Source organism: Methanobrevibacter sp., assembly GCF_045646045.1.
Lineage (GTDB): Archaea > Methanobacteriota > Methanobacteria > Methanobacteriales > Methanobacteriaceae > Methanocatella.
This window is the reverse complement of sequence record NZ_JAZRJY010000028.1, coordinates 1-22,038: the sequence shown is the minus strand read 5'-3', so window position 1 is coordinate 22,038 and position 22,038 is coordinate 1. Positions and strand designations below refer to the sequence as shown.

Genomic DNA, 22,038 nt, shown 5'->3' with positions numbered 1-22,038 from the left:
AATTGTACTTTCTCCAATAATGTTGCTAATTGTGGTGGTGCTATTTACAATCAAGGTTTATTGACTGTTGAAAATTGTAGTTTTTACAGTAATTATGTTGAGGGAAGTTTCTTGAATTCCATCGGCATTACTACTGGTGGTATCGGTGTTGATATCTGTAATCTGGAAGGTGTCGGCAATGTGTATGCTGCTCAAAAAATAGATTATGATGAAGTTAAGGATCTTGATGCATTGCAAACTACCTCTATGGTTGTAACGACTGCTGCTTTGTCTTTTGTGGTTGGTGTTGGAGTCGGTTATCTTACTGGTAGTATTAAGGCTGGAGCGGTTGCAGGTGCTGCTGTAGGTGCTTGTATAGGTGCTGTAGGTTCTTTGCTTGTTTGTTATAATACTATGGATGTAACTTTTAATGATTTGCAATTTAGTTTATTGTTGATTGGTGGGTCTATGGTTGCTGGTGCAATTGGTGGAGCATTTGGCGGTTACATTGCGGAAGTAGGTAATTATGTTCCTGAGATTCCTGCAGTTGAGGAGAGGCCGGAATATGATCGTATAGATTTATATCGTTTGGACTCAGATGAAATGAAGGTTTATTATACATTTGACAGTGAGCATGTTAAATCACAAAAATTTACTCAAGCTGAAACTCAAGCTGTTATTGATTCTCTTACTAAAAAGTCGGAATTTGCGAATTTCGATTTATCCAAGGTCAAGTATCTTAAGATTACCGTTAGAGTGCCTGGTGCTCTCGGAGGATCTATAGTCTATACGGATGGGTCATCTACCCTTCTCTTCATAGGAAATATCCCTAAATAAATAATATTTTAAAATCATTAATTTTATTTAATGATTTTATTTTTATTTATTATGATATGAAGGAGTTTTATTATGAAGTTTAATTTAATTTATTTATGATATGGAGGAGTTTTATTATGAAGTTTAATTCTGGAAAATGTTTAATATTGGTTTTAGTATTTTTTTCTTTATTCCTTAGTTTTGGATGTGTTTGTGCTACAGATGGCAATAATACTGATAAAGAATTTTCATTAGGTTCATTAGAGATTCCATCTTTGGATAAAAATTTGAGTGTTCATGTTTTAGGAGATGATGACTCCGTTTATGAGCCAATTCAGAGAGGCACTTTTGCTGATCTTCAAAAAGAAATTAATGATGCTAAATATGGTGCTGTTTTAGATTTGAATCGGGATTATCATGCTAATGGTGGTTCTACAATTCAATTGAATAAAGATTTAACTATTGATGGTCATGGTCATACTCTTGATTGTGAGAAAGTTTGTAGCGCATTTCATTCAAGTAAAGGAAATATCATCTTAAAAAATATAAATATCATTAACGGATTTGCCGATGAATATGACGGTCTTATTGATATCCATGGTGAAGTGAGTGGTAGATATGGTGGTGCTATTCTTTTCGAGGGTTTAGCTGATAGATGCCCATATATTCTAAATTGTACTTTTAGTAATAATGAGGCAGGTTATGGTGGTGCAATAGCTAATTGTGGATCTAGGCAGATATCTAAAGAGAGTATTTTTGATATATTTCTAATGAAAAATTATCCTGTTTTAATTGAAAATTGTACTTTTAGTAATAATAAAGCAGATTATGCCGGAGCAATATATAGTTTAGGAAATTTAACCATTCGCAGTTCTGTATTAAAAAATAATGTGGCAAAGAAGTATGGTGCAGTATCAGTATTGAATGATGCTGAGATATATGACTCTTCATTTTATCAAAATAGGGCTGAAGAAGAATGTGCAGGAGCTATTGGTAATGTTGATGATGGAGTTCCTCTTTTATTGAATAGGCGTTTTGTTGTTGTATGTGGAAGTTCTTTTTGTGGAAATACTGCGGAAACTAAAGGTGGAGCAATTTATGCTGATAACATAGAGTTTAGGAATTCTACATTTAATGCTAATTATGCTGATGATTGTGGTGGAGCATTTTATGCAAACACTGTAACTTATGTAAACTACATGACTAAGGGCTATAATGCTTCTTTCTTCATTAATAACAAAGCAGGTAATGAAAATGGTGGTGCAATTTATACTATGGATTATGCCTATGTTGATGATGCTACATTTTCAGGTAATGGTGCCAATGTTGACGGTGGTGCAATATATTCTGAAGGTAGTGTTGATGCATGGTATTGTTTATTTGAATCAAATAAGGCTGACGGAGCTATTGTCCATCAGTGTTATGGTGGAGCAATATGTGGAAAAGAAGTGAGTGTAGTTGGCTGTACATTTAGAAAAAATTATGCTCATGATTATGGTGGAGCAATTTATGCGGACAAGATATGTCTTGCGGGATCTTCTTATTTTGAAGATAATACTGCTTATGATAATCATGGTGGTGCAATATATACAAATATATTATGTGGTTGTAATGATAATTTAACCAATATACATATGCGCATGTTATGGTTGGGACAGCGTATTAAATTAAGTTGTGATGGGAATATAATAACCGATGCAGTATTCAGCGGCAATACTGCAGGTGAAGATGGTGGTGCAATATACATTAATAAAAAAAATAAGCTTACGTTTTCATGTTGTGTATTTAATAATAATCATTGTGGTGATGAAGGTGGTGCAATCTATTTAGATTCATGCTATTCTAATTTAACTTTAGTTAATAATGTCTTTAAAGGTAATAGGGCTGATGATGAAGGACAATGTGTGTTTAATTGTGGTTATTATGGTGTGATATATAATAATTTTTGGAATTATAATCCTTCTTCCACTAATGGCCAATTAATTGAATGGAAAGCTTTCCTTTTTAATTTTCATCATGTTGATAGTAAGCCGTCCACTTTTGATTTTTCCTTAACTGATGTTCAAAAAGTGGATGTAAATATGAGTGGTTCTCATAGTCGTGTTAGAGATTTGTACATTATTGATGATATTGATTTTACTATGTCTGTTAAATTTAATAGTGGGACAGGTTATCGCTGGGTTGTTAGTCCAGAGTCTTATGGTGTTGATTTAATCTCCACTGAAAGTGTTATTGATAATTTGATTTATGATGGATCATCTGCTACAATGTATTTTAATTTCCATATAATCCATAACTATTTTTATGTAAAATTAATCTTAGTTAGTATTTCCGGTGAAATTGTAGATGAAATAGACTCTAACGCAAATGGAGGAATAAGCTTTTAAATCTACAGTAACTAATTGCCAATTCATGTCCTATTTATTGGCGATTTTAGAAAAGTAAACTGTTTTACTTGTTTCCCCCACAAGGAATCGTAGATTTCCTTGACTTTTTTTCTTTTTTTAGTGTTATTTACTATTTTTTTTTAATTATATTCTTTGTTGGAATAATTTTAAGTTTTATTTTCTTATTCAGGATAAAAAGTATTTGGTATTTTAGAAAACATGGTATTATTTAATTATCAATTGATAATCTGTTTGAGATATTTTCATCAGTTTTTTTATTGTTAAAAGGAAATGGAGTATTTTTTCTACTCCATTATTTCCCCATAATATTGTTCTCATAATAAGATCTTTCGTATATCTTTCCATCCTTATTGACTCCGCCCCGAACTACCTTAGCTCCATCGTCAGTGTATCCTGGATCATCTATGTTAATATATCCATTATCTTGGATATGGTAATTTACAGCACCATATTTACTTTTTACATAATTATCGACTTCTGCTTGACTATACATTGGTGTACCATCACTTTTGTAAGCATATACTGATTTTTGTGTTTCTTCATTAACTTTTTCGGTTTTGACGGCTGTCGTTGTATTGTTTGTATTATTTGTATTGTTCCCTATTTTTGCATCTGCATGCTGATTTTCTACAATTACATAGGTCGCTAATGCGGTTCCTAAAATTAAGCATATTGCTATTAAAATAATAATTATTAAATTATTTTTCTCCATTTTAACTCTCCCAAAAAAATTTTTCATTGAAAACATTCTCAAATATTCGAAAATATTCATTTATGTATTATTTAAACATATATTGTTATTATTTTAAAAACTTTTTGATAACATTATTTCAAAAAAATTTTTTAAAATCGCCATTGGTGTAATAAATACTTTACTTTAAAAGTAATATATGTTTTACTTCCTAATTGGGCTTAATTAATCAAATAAGCATGTCTTCATCATTATTTCTATGTGGTAATGGTGTTTTCATATATATTTTTTTCATTTGTTTTATAAAATACTTAAATTATTAAACATTGTTTAAAAAATTACTAAAATATTATGCAAGTAATCACTTACATTCACAAATCTTTATATATACTAACAAATAAAATTAATATTAATTTATGGGAGATTTATTTGTATGTTTTTAAGTAAGACAAAAATAATATTGATGGCATTTTTTATGCTTGTGATTTTAAGTATTGGTGCAGTTTCTGCAGCTGATGATGTATATACTGCAGACGCATCTGTCTTAAATGATACGACTGTTGAATTAAACCAAGATATTTCATCACCAAATAATAATACAGTTCAAGTAGAATTCATGGGTAATGCATCTTCAATTGATGTTGAAGAGTCCAGTGATTCATTTGATGTCAATTATTATAATTCAATCGAATTAACTTTTGTTAAGGATTTGGTTGGCAATTATGGTAATCACACTGTAGATGACCTTGCTTCAATATATAATGTTGACCCAATCTGTGTTAAAAACACTCTTCAATTAGTAAGATGTGGAGTTTACGGAACTGATTTAAAGGATACCTTAAACCATAATGATTATGTCTTGGAAAGACAGATTTCATCCTCATCTTCAATGATACCTAATTTTTCCAAGTTGAAATCTCAAAGAAACAGTGGTGTTAATGCAAATGTTGCAGAAAAAATAATGCAAATGTTTGGAACATACGATGTTCGTCAAATGACAAATCAATTAAACAAACAAGGTATTGAAATTGATGAAAATGCTGTTTTATCAACATTATATCACATTAAAATGAATGAACGTTCATCAGGTTATGGAGTTAATTTACAAAACATCTACAAAATGAAAGAATCATACTTAATCGATTCTATTCCAAAATTGCAGTCTTATATTATAAATACAGAATCAATAACATACGATAATGCAAACCCTGAAGCTTCAGATATATTATTTACTGATGTAGCTAAATATAACTTGAATAACAATTATGTTGTACGTGTCGTTGACAATGATGGAAATCCTGTAACTTCAGGTCATGTTTCATATTTCGTCAACGGGAATTTGGCATATGTCTGTAAAGTCAATGAATACGGACAAGCAGTAGTTAACTTAAATGATATATTCAAATCATTTGGACAATATGACATAACATGCAAATATTCAGACATCATAAGAAAAAATACTATTACAATCGGAGATGTCTCATTAAATGACTTTTTCAATGTAAGAGCAATCTTTGAAGGTATAAAAGTATATTCTCCTGGAGAAACATATAAAATAAAATTCATATCATCAAACAATAAAAATATAGTTGGATCTACAGTCAAATTCTCAATAAACAATGAAATTGTAGGAAGAAGCACAGTAGATGAAAACGGATTTGCAAGTTTTAAAATACATTATTATGTATCTTCATTATTAAACTCCAATAACTGTTTCATCAAATCTGAACTCTATGACAACTCATTAAATGATTATTTCACTGTAAATGAATATGTTACAATTGGTCAACGTGCAATTCCTACAATTTCTAAAGGATCATTACTTCCTAAATGGAGAGATACCTTGTATGAGGTTTGTGATGACGGATACCATGCATACATTAATGAAAATACATATCAGCTTATTCAATTTGATGGAAATTCATACATTGTTCATGTAGAAAACATCCACAACACTCACCAATTAAAAGACATATTCTCAAAAATTTCCAATTCAAATATCAATTGGGATATCACCACATTAAATATTGATTTAAAAACATACAACATTGATTTCCATACTTACTCTGACCGTGAGTGGGATTATGCAGTTAAAGTTCCATACGGACAATTGATAATCAACGGTTATGAAGCTACTTTAACTGGTAATAATAATTTGAACTTCATGTATGTATGTAATGGAGCTAATGTAGTCCTTAACAATTTAAATCTAAAATCATTCAAACACTGTTTCTATAATCAGGGAATCTTATACTGTTCACAATTAGGATTTTACGAAAATACTGCTTATAAGTTTGATGTAGGTGTCGATGGTTCAGGTGCAGTTATCCATAACTTCAATACTGCGGAATTCAACGAATGTACCTTTGACAGTAATAATGCACAGTACTGGGGTTTATTTAAACAGCATATGGCAGGAAGTATCTTATATGCTGAGCCTTATTCAACAACTTACTTCTACCACAATATCTACACTGGAAAGACTCATGATGATTCCATTTTTGCATGCAAATACAGTTCAATTATTATAACTCCACAGAACGGTGAAACCGATTGGACTTGGAATAATTTCGTTGGTGAATCATTTATTCATCCTTTGGCAAGTTTAACCATGGTTAATCCAAAAGAAACAATAGCTAAAGATTATTATTCAAACAATTACAATCCTCTTGTATTTAATTGTGCTGATAGTGAAGAATTAGTCAATGCTTTAAGATCCCTCAGCCATAATGGAATCATGGGAAGTGAAGTTATCATCAATCTTGTGAATGATGTATACTCCATCTCTACAAATCAGGCTAATGAAATACAAAAAGACTGGGAATCAGGATATCGTGGATCATTTTTCAATGCTAAATATTCAGACTACAAAGATTACACTACATGTAAACAATATTATTTTATAAGCCAAGGTTTTGTTCCTATAACAATAAATGGAAATGGGGCAGAGATTAAAATCTCCGGAAATGACAAAAATGATGAGTATCACTTTGCATTCATTGGAAAAAACTCAAAAGTAACATTAAATAATTTAAAGATATCCAACTTCAATACTGCATTCGTAAACAGTAAAGGAAACATGATATGTAATAACTGTGATTTATCTAACAATGTAATTAAATATAAAACATATCAGGGAGATGTTGGTGGAGTATTAAGATCATATGGTGGTTCATCAATATTTAACAACTGTAAAATATCAAATAATCATGCAGGAACAAAAAATACAGACTTTGCATATGTTGTCGAAGGGTCTTATGTGGAGATAAACAACTGTCAAATCGAACAGTCCGGCAGATACATAAAATCAGAAGATTCAACAATCAAATGTTCATCTGATTTATACAATAATCACGTATCTGCATCTTCAACAACATTCCAATCCAATGATCCAGCAAAAGATTTATTGCGTTATGAAGTTAATAATGCAAATGAATTTTACAGTATTGATTTGTCCAAAAACTTGGCCGATGTTACTTGTATTGATTTCAAATGTAACTGTACAGTAAGTCTAAATAATCTTTTAGCTAACCGTGGAAACATATATATAAAATCCAATGGTCATAATGTTCAAGTTGATTCCTCTTTTAAGGTTGGTAAAAATACAGTGGTCTGTTTAGACGGCATTACACTTAACAGAGGATTAACTAACGATGGAATGGTTTCATTAGTTAAATGTACTCTTAATGGCTGCAGTTTAAACACAATGTTTTTAAATAACGGACAATGTTCAATATCTGATTGTGTAATTTCAAACAATTACTGTAAAAATGTCTTTGAAAATAAAGGAAGCTTAACTTTTATTAATTCAACTATAAAAAACAATCATGCTAAGGAGTATGGTATAATCTATAATAATGGTGGATCTGTAGTATGTATCAATTCAACATTCTTATCAAATAGTGGTGTTGACATATATAACTTCCAAACTCCAAATTGTGCACTTATAAATTGTGCTGGCGGTCAAATTATCTTCAAAGAGCCTATGGCTGGATGGAAATTAGATTTGATTAAGTCTGGATGTTTAGCTGCTACTGTTGCAATTACTGGTGGTTTAGGTTATGGAATTGGTGCTGCTTTAGGCCCAGGTATTGCCGGAACATTATTAGCTGCTGCTTGCGGCGGTCTTGTTGGTGGAGGTATCGGTTTAGGTTATGGTGCCATTGAATCTTACACATATCATGATTATTCACATTTATGGTCTAATGTTGGTACTTTTGCTGTAATCGGTTTTTCAAGTAGTATGGTAGGTTTTTCATTTGGTGCTCTCAAATATAATTCAAATCATGCTAATGCAAATGATAATCTTATTGAAAATGATGATGCAATTTCACAGCATTCAACACACCAATCCAGTTCAGACAGTATGAAAATTGAATTAGATGAATCTATAAAGCAAATTGGAGATGAAATTACTGAAGAGATCAGTAATCATGGTTTAGTAGAATCAGCTTATGAGGATTTAGTTGAAGAATTGGATAGTCCTAACCTTGATGTAGAAGAAATAAATAATGTAATTGATAGATTGGATGCCCGTTTTCAGAATAAAGGTTTGGATGAGTTAGGTCTAAAAACTTTCAAATATTTACATACAAAATATTCTAAATTATGGCTTTTAGCTGGCAGAACTCAAAACCAAATTTTAAATAGATTACAAAATTTAATATATATTTACAGTTAAATTTAATGTCTGAAGTGCAGTTTTTGTCTAATTGCACTTCTCAAATCTTTTTTTAAAATCATTATGTTCTATTTTTTAAAACTAAGAAAAAAATAATTAATGCATCTATATTTTACAACTCATTCGATTATAATTTTACTGAAAGTTACTTTAAATTAAAAATTGCATAAATATTTAGTATATTTTTAAAATTAACATGTCAAATAATTAAAGCTAAATTACATTTAAATAAGGGTTTTGGCTGTTGGATTTTGATTTTTTCTAATTCACTAAATTTCATTATTTTGATGAATTAACAAAAGAAGTTGGAATAATTGATATTGGTCCTATAAAAAGTATTTTCTGTTAGTTATTTTTAATGATATTTAAATAAGTTCTACTTTTTTTGATTTTGTAATATTGAATCTAAAAATTAAAATTTAGTTATAGAAGTAAGATTGATTCCTACTAATAACTAAATTCAATAGAAATGATGGAATTGCTGTCTGAAGATTCTAAAGTTCCATCTATCTGTTTTATTAATTGCTCAAATAAAACAGTCCTTCGGCTAGATTCGGATATTGTTTCTTTAATCCCTGATCCATTATCTGAATAAGTCAATAAACATTTTTTCCCGGTTTTTTCAAGATTTAAACTTATCTCATTTTGTGCACCCTCTTCAAATGAAAAATTGACTGACAGATTAATCATTTCATTAATGAGAAACATTAAGTGAAACATTTTTTTAGGGTGTATATTAAAGTCTGTTTTAATTTCATTTGAAAATTTTATATTGAATTGGGAGTAATATTCATTAAGGATTTTAATAAAATCTTCAAAAAATCCTCTCGTACTAATATAATTTTCATCATCGTCCGTATCATACATCATATTCTGTATAGCTGATATGGATGCGATTGAAACACATGATGAATTGATAATTTCCTCATTATCTATTCCAAATCTTCTTTGTAATTTGATAAATGCCAATAATGCTTGTAAATCATTATTTATTCTGTGATTATATTCTTTTAATAATGATCTTTTTTCATCAGGGTTTAAATTAGTATTTTCCATTTTCAACACCCTTTGTTATATATTCCACTCGATGCTTTGATTATGTGTTATTCTGTTAAATGTTGAGATGTACCAGTTGTATTTGAAATTTTCCATATTTGCCATTATATCCTCTACACGATCATCAATTTCTTTTGTAAAGCTTTGATTGTTATAATCTGTTGTAGTGAAGTAATGGATTTCGATACAATAGTTTTTATCCTGTTTGGTAAAGATGTATACTACTCCCATGTGGTCATAGGTCGTGTTTGTATCTCTGGAAGGATTTGTATAGTATTCTCGTGTAACATTTTTACCTCCCAATTGAATAACTTCACTTTTTATGGTTTTGTATCCACCATCTTCTAACGATGCCAGTCTGGCTCTGGATTGGGGCCCCATATAATCTTCAGGCCAGTCATCCCATGCATCAAAAATAACATAACCGTTAGTCATTGCATTTCCGCTTTTCCCAGTCATATTCATTTCATCAGTCGTATTCCAAGCATCAGGCACCACATAACCGGAATCACTAAATTGGATTGTTTTATCTGTATGGTAACTTAAAAAGTTGTTAATGGTACCTATGTTTATTATAAGTGTAAATAATACTATTATTAAGATAATATAAGCTAGTTTTTCTCTAATTATCATGTATTTCACCATTTCTATTCAGTTTCTATTTCACCAACTGGGATATCTTCATCAACTACTTCAGCGCCTTCATCATCACCGGTATGCACAGTTTTAGCCCATGTTCTTTCTTTTCTTGTTAACATCTGATATGATGTAATGAAGAATAGTGGGATTAAATGGAAACAATAGAGCCAATAACCAAAGACACCGTAAAGAAGTTTAAAAAAGTTTACTCTATCTCTGGCCAAAGTGATTACTGCTCCCGGGAAGAAACCGAATGCTGAAATAATTCCGATAATTAAAGGTGCATCCATTCTCATTATTGTGGTCTGGCCTAATAAGAACCATCCGATAAGATTAACTGCAAAGACAAGGAAACCAAAGAATACAAGCATATTTAAACCATAGAATGCTACATGTTCCAGAACACCGAACATTCTAAAAACAGGCATTGGAGACTTGATAATCTTTGTTCCATATATGAATAATGTTTCAAAGTTACCAATTGCCCAACGGGCTCTTTGACGGAATAATTGTCTCCAGGTTGGAACTGCTTCCTGATAAACCCATGTTTCACCACAGTAACGAATCGCGTTACCTTCAATCATTAGCTTAACACTTAAATTTAAATCTTCGGTAATTGCAAAACCGTCCCAGCCTCCACCGCCATAAATAGCGTCTTTTTTTACGAGCTGTCCGTTACCGCCTAAAAATCCTGCTTTACCCAATATATCTTTAGCACGGACGATATTACCGAATCCTGCCAATTCAACATGTTGCATATAGGTAAGCCAGTTTTCATCTTTATTATACATCTTAATACGGGATTGAACACCTTGAACTTCCGGATCGTTTAAATAGGGCACAATAATGCTGAGGAAATCAGGATCTACTCTTGCATCTGCATCGAATACTGCAACAACTTCTCCTTTGGAAATTTCAAGAGCATCATTTAATACAAACCCTTTACCCTTACCTGAACGTGGGGGAACACGAGTAATAATCTTCAAGTGAGGGAATTTATCTTTTAATTTAGCTAATTCTTCACCTGTTCTATCTTCTGATCCATCATTACAAACAATAAGTTCAAAATTAACTTCTCCATTGTAATAGTAGTCAATTGATGCTAAACTTGTTGCAGTTTCTGCAATGGTGTGCTCTTCATTGTGGGCAGGAACTATTAATGTAACAAATGGGGGAACATCCCATTCTTTAACTGGGTCTTGCTTTTTAAGACTAACCACAGCTAAAAATACCATTATTGCAGAAGGAATAAGTAAAACCCATTGTAACCAAGTAACATTACGGTGATAAATACTTGCAATAATTAAAGCCATACTTGCAATTAAAATGATACCTATATCTGTCTTTTCAATAATTAATTCCGTATTCTTCTCAGAAACTTTATTTTCAGTTTTAATAATCGTTTTGATATCTTCTTCGTGTTTTCTAAGGACCATACCTATGGTCAATTCTAAATCTTTATTTGAATATGGTTTAGATAAATAACCATATGGTGCAGTTTTTAATGCTTCAAATGCCGTTAAATCGTCTGTATTCGCAGTTAAAAAGATTATTGGAATTCCAATTTCACTAATCTCATCAGCCGCTTCTATACCAGTCATATTTCCTTTTAAATTTATATCCATCAATACAATATCAGGATATATTTCATTACATTTTTCAATCGCTTCAGGCCCATTATCAATTGTTTCCGGAACTTCGTAACCCAAATCCTCCAAATCATATTTCAGGTTTAATGCAGTTATTGCTTCATCTTCAACAACAATGATTTTTATTTTTGATTCGGAATCTTTGCCCTCATAATGTTTTATAGCATTGTTTGATAATTTATATTCATCTTTAGCTTTTTGCTGTAAATCATTATACTGTATATAGTTTTGATAATCTACTTTTTCATCGGATTCTATCAGGTTTGTTTCTCCGCTTTCGAGTTCTAAACTGCCGCTTTCAGGTTTATTTTTTTCTTTAGCTATTCCTCTAGCTTCATTGATCTTTTCAGATTCAACTGACTGACGATTAATAGCTAAAGCAACATTTTTAGATAATGTATTAATATCATATGGTTTTGGAATGAATGCGGATGCGGGTGATGTTGATGTGGCTTCATTAAAGGTAATGTCATCGGTGTTTGCAGTTAAATAAATAACAGCTAAATCCAAGGCTAAAATCTTTTTTGCGGCCTGAATACCATTTACATCTCCTTTAAGATTAATATCCATAACTGTTAAATCCGGTCGGTATTCAACAGCCTTATCAATTGCATCATCACCAGTATCTACAATGTCTATTACTTCATAACCTAAATCTTCTAAATCGTATTTTAAGTTTAATGCAATAATAGATTCATCTTCAACTATTAAAATGGTCTTTGAATTAAGTTCATTATCTTCGGGAGCCATATTTTCCCTCCTTTTTGCCTTTTTTCATTCACTCGTGTTTTGACAGTATGAAAAAATTTTCACATTTAATTTAATATTTTATTATATGTAATATATTATGTTGTTTCTATGTATTAAACTTGATTTTTTGACTATTGTATAAGTCTTTTTAAATGTTGTTGTTTTCTAAATATTGATTTGATATTTTGTCTGTTTTTATTGATTTTGTTTAGTGTATGGGATTGAATAATATGAAATGTCCTAAACTGGGGAAGTATTGTGGGATTATATATTCGTTAATGAATTAACAAAAGAAATGAATAGATATTGGCCTAAAAAAAGTTTTAAATAAGTATAAGTCTTCATTGAACTACTCCGTCATGTAGTGTTGAAGTAGTTCATGAATTTTAGAGTTATTAAAGGATTTTTCTTTAATTTTTATTTGGCAGTCATGCCATTTGTAATTCAATCGATAAATGATTGTAATTTTTCTTTAAATTCCCCTTTTTTAACCTCTTTTGTTGTAAGTCCTAATGTTTTTTGGGGTGATTTTCCAATATAGTTCTGCATTTGTTTGAAAATTTTATCAAAATCTTGTGATCCTGCTGTTGCAAAGAATTTTACATCATTAAATTTTCCTTCATTCTGTTTGATGTATGATATCATGGGGTTTGCTGCTTTGCCCACCCATACTGGGGCTCCGAGATATACCAAATCATAATCGGACGGATTGTATTTTAAATCTTCTAAATCAATAATTTTTTCTCCCATAGCATCTCTGCCTGCACGTGCATAACCTAGTTTTCCACCATATTTGGTTGGTGTTGTTATTTCTTCCACATCTGCATTTAGTGATTTTGCAATTTCGTCACCGACTTTTTTTGTCACATTTGTTCTTGAATAATATGCTACAAGTACTTTCATGGTATCACTTGATTTAATATTTATATAGTTTATTTTAATAATATTTATAACATTTTAAACACAAAACTATTATCATGGCTAAGGATGATAGAAGTTCATTAAATCCTTTCACCGGAAAAGAACATTATGATACGGTAAATGATGACAAATTCTTGGAAGAGTGCTATCGAGAGTATTATGCCATTGTAAATAAAGCTCAAATCATTGATAATACTCCTGAAGGTCAATTGGTATATAATGTTGCTTCTAATTTGATTAATGCTGTTTATGATTACTTGTCTTCAATTGGCAGGCTTGATTATGTTGAAGATTATTATGACTGGGAATTTCATTTGCTTTTGGATAACACTGTAAATGCATTTTGCATTCCTGGAGGTAAAATTGCCGTCTTTTCAGGAATTTTGTCTGTTGCAAATAATGAAGAAGAACTTGCATTTATTTTAGGCCATGAAATGGCTCATGCATTACTGGATCATACCAGAACCAGGGCAAGTGCCCAAAATACCAAAGATACTTTAACTACTGTATCCTGGTTTGGAAGCTTTGCTTTTGATTTGCTGGGAATGGGTGGAGTAGGAGATTTAACACGAGCTGCAGTAAATACTGCCAGTATAGGATCCCAATTCTTATTATTGAATCCCTGGGGCAGAGACCAGGAACTTGAAGCTGACCGTTTGGGTATGCTGATAATCCACTGGGCAGGTTACGATATTAGTGGTGTTCCTGCATTCTGGCAAAAGATGAGCAGTCAAAATGCCAATAATTTTGATTTTTTCTCGACCCATCCTGCTGATGATAAAAGAATTGCTGTAATGAGGTCTCTGGTTTCAGAAATTGAAGGGGGGATTGACTATACAAAGCCGGTTTTAGCCGAAACCCCTAATCCAAATAAGGCTCCTAAAATTGAATCCGGGCCAATAAAAGTATGCAAAAATTGTGGCCATGAAGAAAAAGAAGATGCTGTATTCTGTACGAATTGCGGTGCAAAATTCCAAGATTCGATGTTTTGCCCTAATTGTGGGGCAAAAATTAATGAAGGCGATGCATTTTGTACATCCTGTGGTTTTAAATTAATTAACAATGAATTAAAATGTTCTAAGTGTGGCCAAGTTGTAAAGGATGGGGATGTTTTCTGTACTAATTGCGGAAACAAACTTTGATGGGTAATGCGTATGGAAATTGATGTGATTAACAGATTGCCGATTCCTATTTCCGGTTTGATTTTAGCTATTTTGTCTCTTGGTAACTTATTGCAAGTTTATAATTCTAATTTTAGATTGATTTGTGGCATTGTGGGATGCTTATTAATCATAATGCTTGTTTTAAAATTAATCTTATATTCTGGTGATGTTAAAAGTGACTTGTCAAATCCAATAATTTTGTCTAATTCAGGAACTTTTTCAATGGCTTTGATGGTTTTATCCACATATTTAAATTCATTTAATGGTGATTTGGCATTGGGTGTTTGGATTTTGGGAGTTGCCTTACATATTTTGCTGATTATTTACTTTACCTATCATTATATTGTCCATAATTTTAATGTAAATGAGGTCTATCCTAGTTACTGGATTGTCTTTGTTGGAATAACGATGGGTGCTATTACTGCACATGTTCATGGATTGTTTGAAATTGCTTTCATGTTTTTCATTTTTGGATTTTTGGCAATGCTGATAACACTTCCTTTGGTAATCTATAGATATCTGAAATATCCTAATGAAAAAGATTCAAATAAGCCTTTAATCTGTATTTTCACTGCATTAATGAGCATTCTAATCGTTGGTTATACCAATTCTATAAATTACATATCAAATGAATTTTTAATTATTTTTTATTGTTTTGCTTTTGTATTTTTCATCTTTGCCTTGTGTAAAGTTCTTGAGTATAGAAATTTGGATTTTTATCCAAGTTTTTCTGCATTCACTTTTCCATTTGTAATTACTGCAATCGCTTCAACAGAAATTTCTAAAATATTTAATGTGCCTGTTTTTAACTATATTATTTTAATCCAGACAATAATTGCTGTTATTTTGGTGATATATGTGGGTTATAGGTATTTAAAATTTCTATTGTCCTAATGTAATATTGACATTACTATAATATTTAAATACTATTTGATTACATAAATATTAATTGAAAATTAAAAAAATCCAATATTTTTTTAATTATTCGTGTGCGAAATTTTGATTTGGATTTGTAGATTTTCTACTTTTCTAAATTATTATCTTTTTTTCATGTTTTTTCAGTATAATAATTTTTTTCATGGTTATTTGGGTTAATATTTTTTTTTATATTGGTGTGTTTTTTTTTAAAAAAAGAGAGTTAAAAGTAGATAATTATAATCTACTTACTTTAATTAAAGATTCTACAGGAATTTCTTCAATTTCTGAAAGGCCTGCTTTATCAATTAAAACAGTAACACAGGTAGGTTCTCCACCATGGTCTTTTACTGTGTGAATTACTTCACGAACTGTTTTTCCACTGGTAATTACATCATCAACAATGATGACTTTTTTACCTTCAACAGATCCGAAATTAGTACTTATGGTACCTTCGTCATCAGTTTGGTCCTGATCTTTTCTATGTTTGTTCGGGTGGAAAATAGCTAATGATGTATCAAGGCCAGTCATGTCTTCTAACAGGTCAGCCATTGTTGTAGCAAAAGGTACTCCACTAACAGCTATTCCTAAAACAACATCTGCTTCACCATGGGTGAGAGCTAAATCGCTTAAAGCACCAGAAACATAGCTTAAACGGGTTGAATTTCCACCAATACTCTTCCAATTGATAGCAAAGTCTCCAGGAGATTCAGCTTTTTCTTCAGTAGGTTTTTGAAGAGTTAACCATCTGGCTGTATCCATACTAACATTTAGTTCGTCGGCAATTTCTCCGGTTGTAAATCCGTGTTGTCTTAATTCTTGAGCTTTTTCAATTAATTTATTTTTCATAAATATCACTAATCCTCAAGTTCATCTAAACTAATTGGTCTATGTTCTTTAGATGACATATTTGCTGCTATTACCATTTTAAGAGCTTTAAGTCCATCTTCACCAGTAATTTCTGGTTCTTGTTCATTAACAACAGCATTTAAAAATGATTTCAATTCCCCTTTCAAAGGTTCTTCGTGATTGATTTTAATATCTTGTGCAAATTTTCCGAATACTTCAATACTTTGTTTAATATAATCTACAGAGATAATTCCATCGGTTCCGGTAAGTTCAAGTTCTCTTCTCTTATATGGAGTTAACCAGTTTACCTCAATGATTCCTGTTGATTCATTGTCGAAACTTACCATAATTTCTGCATGATCTTCAAAGTCACAATCGTCAAGTATACTGTTCATTGTACCGTAAACTTGAGTAATATTTTCTTCAAAAAGGTAATTCATAATATCTAAATCATGTATAGCTAAGTCTATTGAAACACCAACATCTTTTATTCTTGGCGGGAGTGGTCCTACTCTTTTTGCAAATGCAGATACAATGTCTCCGATAACTCCATCTTCAATAAGTTCTTTAGCTTTTTGAACAGCAGGATTAAATCTTTCAACATGTCCTGTTGCAAGAATTACTCCAGCTTCTTTTGCAGCAGCAATCATTTCTTCGGCTTCATTTAATGTAAATGCAATAGGTTTTTCAACTAAAACATGTTTCTTATTTTTAATAGCTTCCATTACGACTGCATGGTGGAAAGTAGTTGGAACACAAACACTAACTACTTCTATATCTGGATTTTCGAGTAGTTCATTGTAATCGGTGTAACCTTTCGCACCATATTTTCTCTCAATCTTTTTGAGTGCTCTTTCACTCACGTCAGAAACAGCAAGTAAATTAGCTTCTTCCATTTTATGGTATACACGAACATGGTTTTCACCCATCGCACCTACTCCGATAACTCCTACATTAACAGTTCTCAATTTTAATTCCTCCACTTAAACATAATCTTCGAATACTCTCCCAATTTTACGACCTAATTCAACTGCATTTCTAATTGAACCCGTTTCAGTCTGTTCCTTCAGGATTTCTCCGTCTCTAGTAAGTAATATTGAATAAATATTAAATTTTTTATCTTTCATTTGTGCTATAGAGCCAATAGGCCATTGACAGCCAACACCTAATTCTTCCAGCACTTTCTTTTCAGCAAACACTTCTTGCATTGAAGTATAATCATTTAACTTTGCTATTGTTTGCTTTTTATCATAGTCTTTTCTTGTTATTATTGCCAAAGCACCTTGTCCTGCAGGAGGCGTAATATAATCTAGTGGAAATACAGTTTTAATGTTTTCAGTTAAGCCTAATCTTTTTAATCCGGCTTCTGCCATTATGGTTGCATCCAAATCACTTTCAAAAACTTTATTGATTCTGGTTTCAATATTTCCTCTTATTGGTTTGAGTTCAAAGTCTTTTTCATAGTGATTACAAAATGCTTCACGTCTAAGACTACTTGTTCCCAGTTTGGAACCGGGTTCTAATTCTTTCCATGTTTTTTCGGAAATCAATACTTCATGTGGTGATTCACGTATTGGGACGGCTACAATTTCTAAGTCTTCATCCAATTCGGTTGGCAAATCTTTAAAACTATGTACTGTAAAATCAACTTCTTCTTCTAAAAGAGCAATGTCTAATTCTTTAGTAAAAAGCCCTTTTGAATCCATATTATATAATTGGGAAGTAGTTATTTTATCTCCTTTTGTTTTAATAATTTCCAAGTCAATTTTCTCACCAATTATTCTTGATAAGTCTGTACAAACTTGTTTTGTTTGTGCGAGTGCTAATTGACTACCTCTTGTTCCAACTATCAAAATTATCGTCTCCAATTTTTAAAAGCATTGCAGAAAGAATTTTTATTTTTCTATTTTACATATAAGTTTTAACTTATAAGTAATAATATAAATTTACAATATATTCTTTTATTTTTAATTATAATTAAATGTTTCAATTTGAAGTAAAAAAAGTATTACAACAAAGTTGATAATTTAATAGTATCATCGTTTGGATAATGTTTTATAGTCTGATCTGTAAATAAAAAGCAGATTTCGGTCTGTTTCTATTGCAAGATTGTAGACTGACTTGTAATCGGAGATATATCTGATTTTTTTATTAACTTTCTTAGAAATACTTTTACCAACATCTCCAGTCAATATGATTTCTTCATCAATATCATCGATTAAATCGGCAACTGAATCTTCATCTATTTCTTCACATGTAATTCCATAATCTCCGCCTATTGAAATGATGTATGTGGAATCATTATCAAGCATGTTAATTGATGCTTCAATCGCTTTGGTGTTTATTCCGGGATTTATTTCTTCAATGATTGTACTATTTTCAATAATTTTTTTGTTGGTTCTTCCGGGGATTCCTTTGTAATTTCTCAATCCGTTAATGATTCTGCCAGTATCAATATTCAGGGATAATGCTGTTTCAACAACGCCCAAAACATTTAAAACGTGGTGAGAACCTGGAGCAAATGTTTTGATTTCCATTTCTCCACTAATCACTTCTCCACTTTTGGTTTTTATATCTTTATAAATGATGATTGCTGTAGTTTCATCAAGGGAATAATCAATGTTTTCGGCATATAAATTGCTTGACTTGTCATTTAAACTGAATGAATTGATTTTTTCATGTTTGATGGCGGAATAATATTTATCGAGGGATTCCTTTTCACAGCAAACGATATCACATTTAAATACTTGCTTTTTGGCAATGCTTGCTGAAGATTTGTTTTTTGCAATAGGATAATCCTCAACAATATTTGTTAAAAGACCTACATCACCAATACCGCTCACACCAAGTGAGGATTCAAAGATTGCACAGTTATATATTTGATTTTTAATTTCTCCTCCGCAAATGGGGTTGGCTAATCTGTAAGCCAAGTCAATGCATTCTTTTGTGTTTGCGGGGGTTATTGAAATGTTTTTTTGTAAAATTATTTCTTTTTTATCCTCGTAAATCAATGCACCTAAACTGGATAAAATTAATGGATTATCATCTATCAGAATATCTTTAAGCATGAATACGCAGCTTGTTTTACCTTTAACTCCGGTCACTTCAATTTTATTTATGTCTTTGCCCCAATCATTTAGTATTTCAGCTACTGCATCATGGTGGGTAATGAATGTATAGTTTAAATCAGGATTATATTGTTTTATCTCATCATTGCTTAATGGCAAATGGATTGGGTAAATAACTTTTAAATCTCCATTGAATTTTTTCAAATCATCTAACTGAATAAGTTCAATGCCGTAAATGTCAAGCATGCGCTTTTCAATGTTTTTTATGGTATTGTATATGTCAAAGCAGTAAACGCTTTTTCCTTTTTTTGCAAGGCTTACTGCAATTTTAACTCCTCCGTGAGTTAAATCAATTACGAGGATGTTCATTATAAACACCCATCGTTTTTATTTAGACCGCCCTCACTTAATTTATCTTTAACTTTTTCATAGAAATATTTGCTGCTGGTTCTTATGAAATAAACATTTTTTTCTGCTTTTTTAAAGTTAATTTCTTCAAGGTATGATGCTTCTTCATTAATCTGTCCGTCCATAACGAATACTGCCTTTTTACCTTTTTTCAGTAATTTGACTGTAATTTCACTGTTGTCTGATACAATGAAAGGTCTTGCACCAAGTTTATATGGACATATTGGTATGATAATGAATCCGTCGAGTTTAGGGTCTACAATAGGGCCTCCTGCAGACATTGCATATGCAGTAGAACCGCTTGGTGTTGAAATAATAACTCCATCGGCTCTAACCTCTTCAATAGTTTCTCCATCGACCTGAATTTCAAAATGTAACATTTTTGCAGGCTTTTCTGTCATTATAACAACTTCATTCATTGCCTGATAGTAATGGTTTTCGTGTGAAACTACAAGTTTGCTTCTTTTTTCTTTATAATAATCTCCTCTGAGAACTTTGTCCAATGCATTAAATGTATCTTTTAATTCAATGTCTGTTAAAAATCCGACAGTTCCCATATTTATTCCAAATAATGGAGTTTCCTCTTTAAGTTTGGCCTGTGCTCTAAGTAAGGTTCCATCTCCTCCTAAGACAACGGCCATGTCGCATTTAAATTTATTCACGTCCTGAGCAATCTTTTTAAAGTCGATATTTAAATTTAAATTTTCAAATGATTCTGCCATTTCCGGAGATTCCTTAATAATCTTTTTGATAATATTGTCAAGTTTGGGATTTTGTTTCAGTTCCTCGATTTTTGCAACCACTCCCTTTTCAATAACAACTTCAATACCATTTGTTAAAAAGTAATCAACGAGTTTTGCAGAGAATAATACCGCTTTATCCTGGTCAACACGGCTTGCAATACCCACTTTTCCAATAATATCTGCCTGGTTATCATTTAAGATATCAATTATCTGTTTGTGAAGAATCTTATTGTTTGCTGCAACTACAATGGCCTTTTCATAAATACTTAGTTTATTGTTTAATTTTTCACCATGTTTTGAGGTTATGATTGCACCCGCTTCTTCAACAATTAATTTTGAAGCGGCAATGTCAATTATTCTACTTCCCCTTAAATCTAAAAATGCATCGTATCGTCCGCTTGCAACATAAGATAATTCCAGTACAACAGAACCCAGTACTCTCATTCTTCTAGCATTATCCACCAGTTTTGATGCGGTTGATGTTCCACTTTTTGTAAAACCTCCCAAGGTCATTTCACTGAAGTTAACAACGTCACTGGGATGTACTCTTTCATTATTTAACCAACATCCCTTTCCTTTTTCAGCTTCAAAAAAATTACCATTTCCAAAATTACTGATAAAACCTAATTCAACATCATCTAATGTGGCCAATCTTCCTTCAGGAACTCCTGCAACAGCAATGGAAATTCCATATGCAGGTATCTCTTTAATTGCATTGCTTGTCCCGTCAATCGGATCAACTAAAAATATGAATTTCGGTTTTTCTTCTTCATCAATATTATCATTTTCCAGTTCTTCAGCCAGGTTAATGCTTCTTTTTGTTCCTTTTCCAAGTTTCAATTCACCTACTTCTTCACTGATAATGTATGATAATACTGGAGCATTTTTTAAAATATTAACTAAAGTGTCCTCAGCAATAATGTCAATATATGATGTAGGCGTTCCGTCAGCACCAATTTTTACCTTTTCTCCGGCTTCAGGTTTTCCTGCATAAGGTCTTATTGCTCTACTCACTTCTTTTATCATTTCGTAAGCTAAATCGGTAGCTATTTTTTTATCTTTAGCATCCATATTTTCACTCTTCTAAATAAACTACTGATGCTACAACAGACGCAATATCTTTAACTGTTGCTGTAGCGCTTTCAACAATTAGTTGTTCAATTTCAACGTCACGTTTTTCCATCATATTGGTAACCATGAATTTCGCTTCATCAATTATTTCATCTTGTTTTTTGTTAATTCCATTTGTTTCAACAACACAGCCTAATTTTTTACCAATAGCTACTGCTATCGTTGCGGTTA

16 protein-coding genes are annotated in these 22,038 nt (G+C 31.5%); 5 read left to right on the top strand and 11 right to left on the bottom strand.

Annotated elements, in window-relative coordinates:
* Together ACKI5C_RS02095 and ACKI5C_RS02090 are read left to right on the top strand one after the other, a co-directional pair.
* A partial coding sequence (locus tag ACKI5C_RS02095; RefSeq protein WP_407431550.1) for a hypothetical protein occupies positions 1–816 on the top strand: 816 nt, incomplete at its 5' end.
* Between the two features lie 116 nt (positions 817–932).
* Positions 933–3,182: a hypothetical protein gene (locus ACKI5C_RS02090; RefSeq protein ID WP_407431548.1), complete on the top strand. Its 2,250-nt coding sequence runs from the start codon at positions 933–935 to the stop codon at positions 3,180–3,182.
* Between the two features lie 313 nt (positions 3,183–3,495).
* On the opposite strand, the gene ACKI5C_RS02085 is transcribed toward ACKI5C_RS02090, so the two are convergent.
* On the bottom strand, positions 3,496–3,915 hold the full coding sequence (locus ACKI5C_RS02085) for a hypothetical protein (RefSeq protein WP_407431546.1): 420 nt from the start codon (positions 3,913–3,915) through the stop codon (positions 3,496–3,498).
* A 442-nt stretch (positions 3,916–4,357) separates the two neighbouring features.
* On the opposite strand from ACKI5C_RS02085, the gene ACKI5C_RS02080 reads away from it, so the two are divergent.
* Positions 4,358–8,575, top strand: a complete 4,218-nt coding sequence (locus tag ACKI5C_RS02080; RefSeq protein ID WP_407431544.1) for a hypothetical protein — start codon at positions 4,358–4,360, stop codon at positions 8,573–8,575.
* 447 nt (positions 8,576–9,022) lie between these two features.
* Here the strand turns inward: ACKI5C_RS02080 and ACKI5C_RS02075 are convergent, their stop codons facing one another.
* The 4 genes from ACKI5C_RS02075 to ACKI5C_RS02060 form a co-directional block, all read right to left on the bottom strand.
* On the bottom strand, positions 9,023–9,631 hold the full coding sequence (locus ACKI5C_RS02075) for a histidine kinase dimerization/phosphoacceptor domain -containing protein (RefSeq protein WP_407431542.1): 609 nt from the start codon (positions 9,629–9,631) through the stop codon (positions 9,023–9,025).
* Between the two features lie 15 nt (positions 9,632–9,646).
* On the bottom strand, positions 9,647–10,264 hold the full coding sequence (locus ACKI5C_RS02070; protein ID WP_407431540.1) for a hypothetical protein: 618 nt from the start codon (positions 10,262–10,264) through the stop codon (positions 9,647–9,649).
* A 14-nt stretch (positions 10,265–10,278) separates the two neighbouring features.
* A complete protein-coding gene (locus ACKI5C_RS02065; protein ID WP_407431538.1) occupies positions 10,279–12,669 on the bottom strand; it encodes a response regulator in 2,391 nt (796 codons plus the stop codon).
* A 444-nt stretch (positions 12,670–13,113) separates the two neighbouring features.
* A complete protein-coding gene (locus ACKI5C_RS02060) occupies positions 13,114–13,572 on the bottom strand; it encodes a flavodoxin family protein (protein WP_407431536.1) in 459 nt (152 codons plus the stop codon).
* A gap of 74 nt (positions 13,573–13,646) precedes the next feature.
* Here ACKI5C_RS02060 and ACKI5C_RS02055 point away from each other — a divergent pair, with 74 nt between their 5' ends.
* Both ACKI5C_RS02055 and ACKI5C_RS02050 read left to right on the top strand, forming a co-directional pair.
* Complete coding sequence (locus ACKI5C_RS02055) at positions 13,647–14,732, top strand: M48 family metallopeptidase (protein ID WP_407431534.1); 1,086 nt, start codon at positions 13,647–13,649, stop codon at positions 14,730–14,732.
* A gap of 12 nt (positions 14,733–14,744) precedes the next feature.
* Positions 14,745–15,647: a TDT family transporter gene (locus ACKI5C_RS02050; protein WP_407431532.1), complete on the top strand. Its 903-nt coding sequence runs from the start codon at positions 14,745–14,747 to the stop codon at positions 15,645–15,647.
* Between the two features lie 258 nt (positions 15,648–15,905).
* Here ACKI5C_RS02050 and ACKI5C_RS02045 read toward each other — a convergent pair whose 3' ends face one another.
* From ACKI5C_RS02045 to ACKI5C_RS02020, 6 genes are all read right to left on the bottom strand, one after another.
* Entirely contained in the window at positions 15,906–16,517 is a 612-nt protein-coding gene (locus tag ACKI5C_RS02045) for an orotate phosphoribosyltransferase-like protein (protein WP_407431530.1), read from the bottom strand.
* Positions 16,518–16,525: 8 nt separating this feature from the next.
* Positions 16,526–17,485, bottom strand: coding sequence for a Gfo/Idh/MocA family oxidoreductase (locus ACKI5C_RS02040; protein ID WP_407431528.1), 960 nt, complete (start codon positions 17,483–17,485; stop codon positions 16,526–16,528).
* Between the two features lie 15 nt (positions 17,486–17,500).
* Positions 17,501–18,370 (bottom strand): hydroxymethylbilane synthase, encoded by an 870-nt coding sequence (hemC, locus tag ACKI5C_RS02035; RefSeq protein WP_407431526.1) that lies wholly within the window; start codon positions 18,368–18,370, stop codon positions 17,501–17,503.
* Between the two features lie 183 nt (positions 18,371–18,553).
* The gene (gene cfbE / locus ACKI5C_RS02030; protein ID WP_407431524.1) at positions 18,554–19,954 is read right to left on the bottom strand and encodes a coenzyme F430 synthase; all 1,401 of its coding nucleotides are present in this window, start codon (positions 19,952–19,954) and stop codon (positions 18,554–18,556) included.
* Entirely contained in the window at positions 19,954–21,807 is a 1,854-nt protein-coding gene (locus tag ACKI5C_RS02025) for a bifunctional NADP phosphatase/NAD kinase (RefSeq protein ID WP_407431522.1), read from the bottom strand. Before ACKI5C_RS02025 ends, cfbE begins: the two co-directional genes overlap by 1 nt.
* A gap of 4 nt (positions 21,808–21,811) precedes the next feature.
* The coding region (locus ACKI5C_RS02020; RefSeq protein WP_407431520.1) for a pyruvoyl-dependent arginine decarboxylase at positions 21,812–22,038 on the bottom strand (227 nt) is incomplete at its 5' end.